The following is an 8,327-nucleotide window of genomic DNA, read 5'->3' as shown; positions in this document are numbered from 1 at the left end:
GGCCGGGTCCGCGGCGACGGCCGGATCGGTGACGGCCCGCTGCAGATCCGCCGCGAGCGCCGGGTTCTTGAAGGCCGCGGCGATGGTGTCGGGGATCCGCGACCGCCGCCGCCCAGATCGAGGGCGCCGGCCACGAGGGCGGCAAGGAGGACAGCATCTGGGACGCGTTCTCCCGCGTCCCCGGAGCGGTCGCGAAGGGCGACACCCCCGAGGTCGCGGTGGACCACTACCACCGGATGCCCGCGGACGTGCGGCTGATGAAGGAGCTGGGGCTCGGCTCCTACCGCTTCTCGGTCAGCTGGGCGCGCGTCAAGCCGGGCGACCGCGCGGTGAACCCCGAGGGCCTCGACTTCTACTCCCGCCTGGTCGACGAGCTGCTCGGCGCCGGCGTGCTGCCGTGGCTCACCCTCTACCACTGGGACCTCCCGCAGGCCGTCGAGGAGACCGGCGGCTGGGCGAACCGCGACACCGCCGAGCGCTTCCGGGACTACGCCGAGGCCGTCTACGAGAGCCTCGGCGACCGGGTGCAGCACTGGACGACGTTCAACGAGCCGTTCTGCTCGACCCTGCTCTCCTACGGCGCGGGCGTGCACGCCCCCGGCGTGATCTCGCAGCAGAAGGCCCTCGCCGCCGTGCACCACACGCACCTAGCCCACGGGCTGGCCGTCTCGACGCTCCGGCAGCTCGGAGCGCAGAACCTGGGCATCACGCTCAACCTCTCGAACGCCGTCCCCGACGACCCCGAGGACGAGGCCGACCTCGACGCCGCACGCCGCTTCGACGCGCTCCAGAACCGGATCTTCCTCGACCCGCTGCGGCGCGGCGAGTGCCCCGAGGACCTGCTCGAGGACGTCGACGGGCTCGGGCTCGACGAGCTGATCGTCGACGGCGACCTCGACCTCATCTCGCTCCCGCTCGACTTCCTCGGCGTGAACCACTACCACGACGACACCGTCTCGCCGCATCCGCTGCCGGCCGGAGCCGACGACTTCGCCCAGGCGACCGACCGCGAGGTCGGCTCCCCCTGGGTCGGCTCCGAGTTCATCACCTTCCCGTCGCGCGGTCTGCCGCGCACCGCGATGGACTGGGAGGTGAACCCCGACGGGCTGCGCTACCTGCTGACCCGCCTGGGCCTGGAGTACGAGAACCTCCCTCCGCTCTACGTGACCGAGAACGGCGCCGCCTACGACGACGTCGTCGAGGACGGCCGCGTGCACGACGCGGACCGCACGCAGTACGTGCTCGACCACGTCGAGAAGGTCGCCGACGCGATCGACCAGGGCGCCGACGTCCGCGGCTACTTCGTNTGGTCCCTCCTCGACAACTACGAGTGGGCCTGGGGCTACGAGAAGCGCTTCGGCATCGTGCGCGTCGACTACGACACGCAGGAGCGGATCGTGAAGGACTCGGGCCTGGTCTACTCCCGACTGCTCGGCGGCAGCGCCGCGGCGATCCTGGACTGACCCGTGAGCGAGCCGACGGGCGTCCGCGGCGGGGGCCGCTCCCCCACCCTCGAGATGGTCGCGGCGCGGGCCGGAGTCTCGCGCGCGACGGTCTCGCGGGTGGTCAACGGCGCCCCGCAGGTGGCGGCCGAGATCGTGGCCGCCGTGGAGAAGGCGATCGGCGAGCTCGACTACGTGCCCAATCACGCGGCGCGGATGCTCGCCTCGCGGCGCACGCAGTCGATCGCGCTGATCGTGCCGGAGTCGACCGCGCGCGTCTTCGCGGACCCGTTCTTCGCCTCGATCGTGCAGGGCGCCGCGATGCGCCTGGCCGACACGGACTACACGCTCTCGATGCTGATCGCGTCCGAGACGGACGGCGAGAAGACGCGGCGGTACCTGCTCGGCGGCAATGTCGACGGCGCGCTCGTGGTCTCGCACCACTCCGGCGACCACTCCTACGCGGCGCTCTCGGGCACGCTGCCGATCGTCTTCGGCGGCCGGCCGCTCTCGCCGGACGAGCGCGGCTCCTACTTCGTCGACGTGGACAACACGGAGGGGGCGGCCGTCGCCACCGCGCACCTGATCGAGCGCGGCCGGCGCCGGATCGCCACCATCGCGGGCCCCGCCGACATGCCGCCGGGCGTCGACCGCCTGATCGGCTGGCGCGGCGCACTCACCGACGCCGGCCTTGCCGACGACCTCGTCGAGTGGGGAGACTTCTCGCCGGCCAGCGGCACCGAGGCGATGCGCCGCCTCCTCGCCCGCGACCCCGACCTGGACGGCGTCTTCGCCGCGAACGACCAGATGGCGGTCGGCGCCTACGCCGCCCTCCGCGAGGCCGGCCGCCGGATCCCCGAGGACGTGTCCGTCGTGGGCTTCGACGACGATCTCTTCGCGCGGAACGCCGTCCCCGCGCTGACCACGGTGCGCCAGCTCCCCGACGAGCTCGGCGCCCGCATGGTGGAGCTGCTGACCGCCCGCATCGAGGGGCTCCCCGTGGAGCACCGCACGCTGATGCCGACGTCGCTGGTCATCCGCGCCAGCAGCTGACGCCGGCCCGCGAGTACGCAGTAGTCGTCGCAGTCGACGCCGAGTGCGACGACTCCTGGACAGTCGGAGAACTCCGCGTGCTCGATCGGATGCGGACGGGCGAACGGATCCGGACGGTGAGGCGGACGCGGGCGGCGGGGCGGGGATGGACGAGCGGGTCGATCCGTCGACGGGGTGCGTCACGGTCGCCAGCCGTGGGCCACGAGAGCGGCACGGAGCTCGGCGATCGTGCGCGCCCTGCCCCGGGTCAGACCCTCCGCGCGGACGACCACGACGATCCAGCCCGCGAGGTGCAGGGCCAGGAGCCGTTCACGATCGCGTGAGAACTGCGCGTCGTCCGTCCGGTGCTGGCCGCCGTCGTACTCCGCCACCACCTTCCACCGTTCGAAGACCAGATCGCCGACCGCGAGCAGTCGGCCGCCGATCCTGATCTCGGCGTTCACGTCGGGCGCGGGCAGTCCCGCCTCCTCGACGAGAGCGCGGAGCCAGGTCTCCCTCCGCGAGGCGGCTCCGGTCGATGCCAGCCGCAGAGCCTCAGCCAGGCCGCGTCGGCCCCGGCCCCGATGGGAGGCCAGGCGGTCCTGCAGCTCGTGAAGCCGGACATGGGGACGCGGATCGTCCCGGCGCGGGTAGCGCGGCTCGAACAGGAGGTGGTCCGTCGCCGCGAGGAGATCGCGGGCGGACAGCAGTGGGGCGAGCGCGATCCACGTCGACACCGCTCCCGTCACCGGCAGGCCGTGCCGCTCGACCCTGTCCGTCTCCGTGAGGGTGTGGCCGATCACACCCCGGGTCCTGGGGGGCCGGTGCGGCGTCGTCGCCGCCACGTGGATCGGATCGTCCTCGCCAGGTCGCGCCGGGAGCGGCACTCCCCAGGCTTCGGCCGCGGTCAGGTGGGAGAAGAGCTGCCAGGGCCGCAGCCGCGGCAGGTAGGCGGCGGCTCGTTCCAGGTGCGTCACGGGCGCCACCCGGGTGCGCACTCCGTGGAAGGGGCTGGCCAGGGCGGGAGTGCGCAGTCGGGCGTCCGTCACCCCTGCGCGGAGTGCCGCTCGCCGGGTGAAGGCTCCGAGGTCGGTGCTGGACATGCCGCGATTCTGGCGGTCCGTGATCCTCGTCCGACTCCCGCGATCCGCATTCTGTGGACGAACCCCTGATCCCGCACCTGGGGAGGCGCGCCTCCCACCACGACTGTCCAGGAGTTGTCGCAGTCGGCGTCGAGTGCGACAACTCCTGGACAGTCGGAGCGATCGATGTCGAGTGCGACACCTTCTGGACAGTGGGAGCGACCGACCTCGACACGTCTGAGGAGTCGAGAGGGCCCGCGTCAGAGGAAGAGCGGCGCCGGGTCGAGGGCGGCGAAGCGGCGGCGCATGACGGCGACCGCGTCGGCGTGCTCGTCGACGAGGACGAAGCGGCGGCCGAGAGCATGCGCGACGGCACCGGTCGTGCCGGAGCCGGCGAAGAAGTCGAGGACGGCGTCGCCCTCGCGGCTGGACGCCTGCACGATGCGGCGGAGGATCCCCTCCGGCTTCTGCGTCGGGTACCCGGTCTTCTCGCGGCCGGTCGGCGAGACGATCGTGTGCCACCACACGTCGGTCGGCCGCTTGCCGCGCTCGGCCTTCTCGGGGGTCACCAGGCCCGGGGCCATGTACGGCTCGCGGTCCACGGCGGCGGAGTCGAAGTGGTAGCCGCGCGGGTTCTTCACGTAGACGAGGATCGTGTCGTGCTTGGTCGGCCAGCGGCGTGTGGCCTTCGCTCCGTAGTCGTAGGCCCAGATGATCTCGTTGAGGAAGCACTCGCGGCCGAAGAGCGCGTCGAGCAGCACCTTCGCGTAGTGCGCCTCGCGGTAGTCGAGGTGGAGGTAGAGGGTGCCGTCGTCGGCGAGGAGCCGCCACGCCTCGGCCAGACGCGGCTCGAGGAACGACCAGTAGTCGTCGAAGCGGTCGTCGTAGCGGAGCAGGTCGCCGCGGATCCGCTCGTAGCTGCGCCCCTTGAAGCCGGCGATCGTGCCGGTGGTGGAGCGCACCGAGGTGGTCGAGGTGCGCACCTGCGCCCGGCCCGTGTTGAACGGCGGGTCGAGGTAGACGACGGTGAAGGCCCCGTCGGCCAACTGCGGCAGGACCTCGAGGTTGTCGGCGTGGAACACCGCGCTCCGCGACTCCGGGACGCCGTCCGCGATCTGGATCGTCCTGGGCACCCGGCAATTGTGCCAGTGCGCGCGAGCCCGGCGACACGCTCCGCGTCTCGCGCCCTCGCTCGACGGGTGCCGGGAGGCTCCGGCGTAGAGTGGCGCGATGATCTCCGAGGTGCGCCACGACGAGGACTCGTCCCGCTACACGCTCTGGCTCGACGGCGAGACCGTCGGAGTCGCGGACTACGCCGTCCGCGGCCGCGACGTGGTCTTCCTCCACACCGAGATCGCGCCCGAGCACCGCCACGAGGGCCTCGGTGAGACCCTCGTCGAGGCGGCCCTCGACGACGCGCACGAGCGCTTCGGCGGGCGCATCGTCCCGGCCTGCCCGTTCGTCGCCGAGTTCATCGCCGAGCACCCGGACTACCAGGAGCTCCTCGCGAGCTGAGGGGCGCCCACCGGACCGGTCCGCCGCGTTCCGCTCCGGGTCCACGCGCCGGCGACCGCCGCCCCGGACCCGCCGGTCAGGGGACGCGCCGCAGCCACTCCGGAGTCGAGTACTTCGTCCGCACCAGCTCCTCCGCCGCCGCGTACTCCTCCTCGGCCAGCGTCCCCGCCTCGCCGCCGTGCAGCTGCACGAAGGTCGCCTTCATGCGCTCGATGATCTCGGCGCGGCTGAGCCCGGTCTGGCTGCGCAGCGGGTCGACGCGCTTCACGGCGGAGGCGATGCCCTTGTCCGAGAGCTTCTCGCGGCCGATCCGCAGCACCTGCACCATCTTCTCGGCGTCGATGTCGTAGCTCATGGTCACGTGATGGAGGACGGCGCCGGAGCCCAGGCGCTTCTGCGCGGCGCCGCCGATCTTGCCCGAGGGCGACGTGATGTCGTTGAGCGGCTGGTAGACCGCGTCGATCCCGAGCGACTGCAGCGCGCTGACGGCCCACTCGTCGAGGAAGGCGTAGGAGTCGGCGAAGGTCAGCCCCTGGACGAGGTCGCCGGGGACGTAGAGCGAGTACGTGACGACGCTGCCCGCCTCCATGAACATCGCGCCGCCGCCCGAGATGCGGCGGACCACGTCGACGCCGTACTTCGCCGCGTTGTCGAGGTCGACCTCGTTGCGGAGCGACTGGAAGCTGCCGATGACGACGGCGGGCTGGTCCCACTCCCAGATCCGCAGCGTCGGCTCCCGGCGGCCCTCGCCGACCGCGGCGGTCAGCACCTCGTCGAGCGCCAGGTGGGTCGCGGGAGGGACGGCCCGGTCGTGCACGATGCGCCAGTCGTAGTCGCGCCAGCTGGTCGCCTGCAGCAGCGAGTGGCGGATCGGAACCGTGTCGGGCTCGGGGGTGAATACGAGCAGGAGCGCGTCGGCCGGGAGCGCCTGCCGGATGGCGGCGGCGATGGACTTCGCGTCCGTCTCGGCCGGCAGGCCCACGACCGCGCGATCGATGTCGTCGAGGGCCGTGTCGGGCTCGAGGAAGAAGTCGCCCGCCAGGCGGAACCCGGCGAACCTCCCGTCGACCACGTCGAGGTCGACGACCACGAGCTTTCCGCCGGGGACCTTGTACTCGCCATGCATGACGCCAGCCTAGGCGCGAGCCGGGGCGGGGAAGCGCTCGCCCAGCCACTCCACGAGATCGGCCGTGACCTCGGCCCGGTTGAGCTCCTGGAACAGCTCGTGCCGCGCCTCCGGGTACACCCGCACCGAGACGTCCGTGTACCCGGCCCGCCGCCGGTAGGCCTGGGCGAGCGCGCGCACCGACCGCTCGCCGCCGAGGGTGTCGTCGGCGCCCACGACCAGCAGCAGGGGCAGCGGATGCTCGGGCCCGCGCTGCGGGCGGCCGACCAGCCGCAGGGTCTCGACCAGCCCGATCCGCTTCGCGAGCGGCGTGGTGAAGGTGAGGGGGTCGTCGTGGAACCGCTGCCAGACCTCCGGGTCGCGGGAGAGCCACTCGAGGCCGAGGCCGCCGGCGACGCGGTGCCGCTTCGCCAGGTCGCCCGCGTTCATGTGCCCGGGGAGGCGGTAGGCCGTGCCGCTCAGCACGAGCGCGGCATAGGCGGCGGAGTGGTGGTCGACGATCCGCTGCGCCATGAGCGACCCCCAGGAGTGGCCGAGCAGCACGATCGGCACTCCCGGGCTCTCCTCCGCGAGCAGCTCCGTCAGCCGGAGGATCGCCGCCTCGGTCGCGCGCAGGCCGCCCGGCCCCAGCAGTCCGAGCCGGGAGGAGTCGCCGCCGTGCTGCTCGAGGCCGGTCCGGCCGTGCCCGCGGTGGTCGTCCGCCGCGACCGCGTACCCGGCGGCGACCAGCGCCTCCGCCAGCTCGACGTAGCGCCCCGAGTGCTCGCCGACCCCGTGGGCCAGCTGCACGATCGCGCGGGGCGAGGGGTGCGGCCACCAGCGGTAGTGGATGACGACGCCGGAGGCGTCCTGGAAGGTCCTGTCGACAGCGGCGCCGGTCATGGTGACCAGTGTGGCGCTCCGGCCGCTGGGCGCGAGGGACGCGCGGAGAACTGAGAAGATACTCACGATCCATCGGCGGGCACCCTGCTCGTCACGGTGCCTCGCTACCTTTTCCCTTGACGAGCGACCCCCGCGACCGTCCCCCGACCCCCCTTCACGAGCGAGGCCAGCCCCTTCATGACCGTATCGCCCCTGATCTGGACCCTGACGATCGTCTTCATCGTCCTGCTCCTGCTCTTCGACTTCTTCTTCCACGTCCGGAAGGCCCACGAGCCCACGCTGAAGGAGTCGTCGATCTGGTCGGCGCTCTACGTCGGCATCGCCGTGCTCTTCGGGCTCGGCGTCCTCGTCTTCGGCGGAGCGACGCCCGGATCGGAGTACTTCGCGGGGTACATCACCGAGAAGGCCCTCTCGGTCGACAACCTGTTCGTCTTCCTCATCATCATGGCGAGCTTCAAGGTGCCCCGCGCCGACCAGCAGAAGGTGCTCCTCTTCGGCATCGTCTTCGCGCTGATCGCCCGCACCGGCTTCATCTTCCTCGGCGCCGCACTGATCAACTCGTTCGCCTGGGTCTTCTACATCTTCGGCCTGATCCTCCTGCTGACCGCGTTCAACCTGGTCAAGCCGGGCGACGACCACTCCAGCGACAACGTGATGGTGCGCCTGGCCAAGCGGATCTTCAAGACGAGCGACCAGTACGACGGCGACAAGTTCTACACGCACATCGACGGCAAGAAGGTCCTCACGCCGATGATCCTCGTCATGGCGGCGATCGGCGGAACGGACATCCTGTTCGCCCTCGACAGCGTGCCGGCGATCTTCGGCCTCACCAGCGACGTGTACCTCGTCTTCACGGCGACCGCGTTCTCGCTTCTGGGCCTGCGCCAGCTGTACTTCCTCATCGACGGTCTGCTCGACCGCCTCGTCTACCTCAGCATCGGCCTCGCCGCGATCCTCGCCTTCATCGGCGTGAAGCTGATCCTGCACGCGCTCCACGAGAACAACCTGCCGTTCATCAACAACGGCGAGCACGTGGAGGTCTTCGAGATCGGCACCGGACTGTCGCTCTCGGTCATCATCGGCGTCCTCGTGATCACGGTGATCGCCTCCCTCGTCAGCCCCAAGGGCCGTCGCATGGCCGCCGAGGCCGCCGAGCGCCGCCGCGTGGCCGAGGCCGCGGGCGCGGACGTCGACGCGACGCACTGAGTCGTCTCGTGCGCCGCGGGGCTGCGCACCGCGGGCGGCTCT

At 71.7% G+C, this 8,327-nt stretch carries 7 protein-coding genes and 1 pseudogene; 4 read left to right on the top strand and 4 right to left on the bottom strand.

Annotated features, from left to right (window positions below; translation table 11 throughout):
- Positions 1–89: 89 nt before the first annotated feature.
- Both C5C82_RS04505 and C5C82_RS04500 read left to right on the top strand, forming a co-directional pair.
- Positions 90–1,463: pseudogene (locus C5C82_RS04505) on the top strand (GH1 family beta-glucosidase); the annotation flags it as partial.
- Between the two features lie 54 nt (positions 1,464–1,517).
- Positions 1,518–2,495, top strand: coding sequence for a LacI family DNA-binding transcriptional regulator (locus C5C82_RS04500; protein WP_104233173.1), 978 nt, complete (start codon positions 1,518–1,520; stop codon positions 2,493–2,495).
- Positions 2,496–2,674: 179 nt separating this feature from the next.
- On the opposite strand, the gene C5C82_RS04495 is transcribed toward C5C82_RS04500, so the two are convergent.
- Positions 2,675–3,577 carry a hypothetical protein gene (locus C5C82_RS04495; RefSeq protein ID WP_104233161.1) on the bottom strand — a complete coding sequence of 301 codons (903 nt, stop codon included), beginning with the start codon at positions 3,575–3,577 and terminating at the stop codon, positions 2,675–2,677.
- Between the two features lie 239 nt (positions 3,578–3,816).
- On the bottom strand, positions 3,817–4,689 hold the full coding sequence (locus tag C5C82_RS04490) for a site-specific DNA-methyltransferase (protein ID WP_104296070.1): 873 nt from the start codon (positions 4,687–4,689) through the stop codon (positions 3,817–3,819).
- Between the two features lie 97 nt (positions 4,690–4,786).
- On the opposite strand from C5C82_RS04490, the gene C5C82_RS04485 reads away from it, so the two are divergent.
- A complete protein-coding gene (locus tag C5C82_RS04485; RefSeq protein WP_104233160.1) occupies positions 4,787–5,071 on the top strand; it encodes a GNAT family N-acetyltransferase in 285 nt (94 codons plus the stop codon).
- 76 nt (positions 5,072–5,147) lie between these two features.
- Here C5C82_RS04485 and C5C82_RS04480 read toward each other — a convergent pair whose 3' ends face one another.
- Together C5C82_RS04480 and C5C82_RS04475 are read right to left on the bottom strand one after the other, a co-directional pair.
- Entirely contained in the window at positions 5,148–6,197 is a 1,050-nt protein-coding gene (locus C5C82_RS04480) for a biotin/lipoate A/B protein ligase family protein (RefSeq protein ID WP_104354681.1), read from the bottom strand.
- Between the two features lie 9 nt (positions 6,198–6,206).
- Complete coding sequence (locus tag C5C82_RS04475) at positions 6,207–7,079, bottom strand: alpha/beta fold hydrolase (RefSeq protein WP_104354680.1); 873 nt, start codon at positions 7,077–7,079, stop codon at positions 6,207–6,209.
- 177 nt (positions 7,080–7,256) lie between these two features.
- Here C5C82_RS04475 and C5C82_RS04470 point away from each other — a divergent pair, with 177 nt between their 5' ends.
- Positions 7,257–8,285, top strand: coding sequence for a TerC family protein (locus C5C82_RS04470; RefSeq protein WP_104223866.1), 1,029 nt, complete (start codon positions 7,257–7,259; stop codon positions 8,283–8,285).
- Positions 8,286–8,327: the final 42 nt, after the last annotated feature.

The organism is Rathayibacter sp. AY1D5 (assembly GCF_002932515.1).
Classification (GTDB): domain Bacteria; phylum Actinomycetota; class Actinomycetes; order Actinomycetales; family Microbacteriaceae; genus Rathayibacter.
Note: the sequence above shows the minus strand (reverse complement) of the source record. Positions and strands in the feature narration are given on the sequence as shown.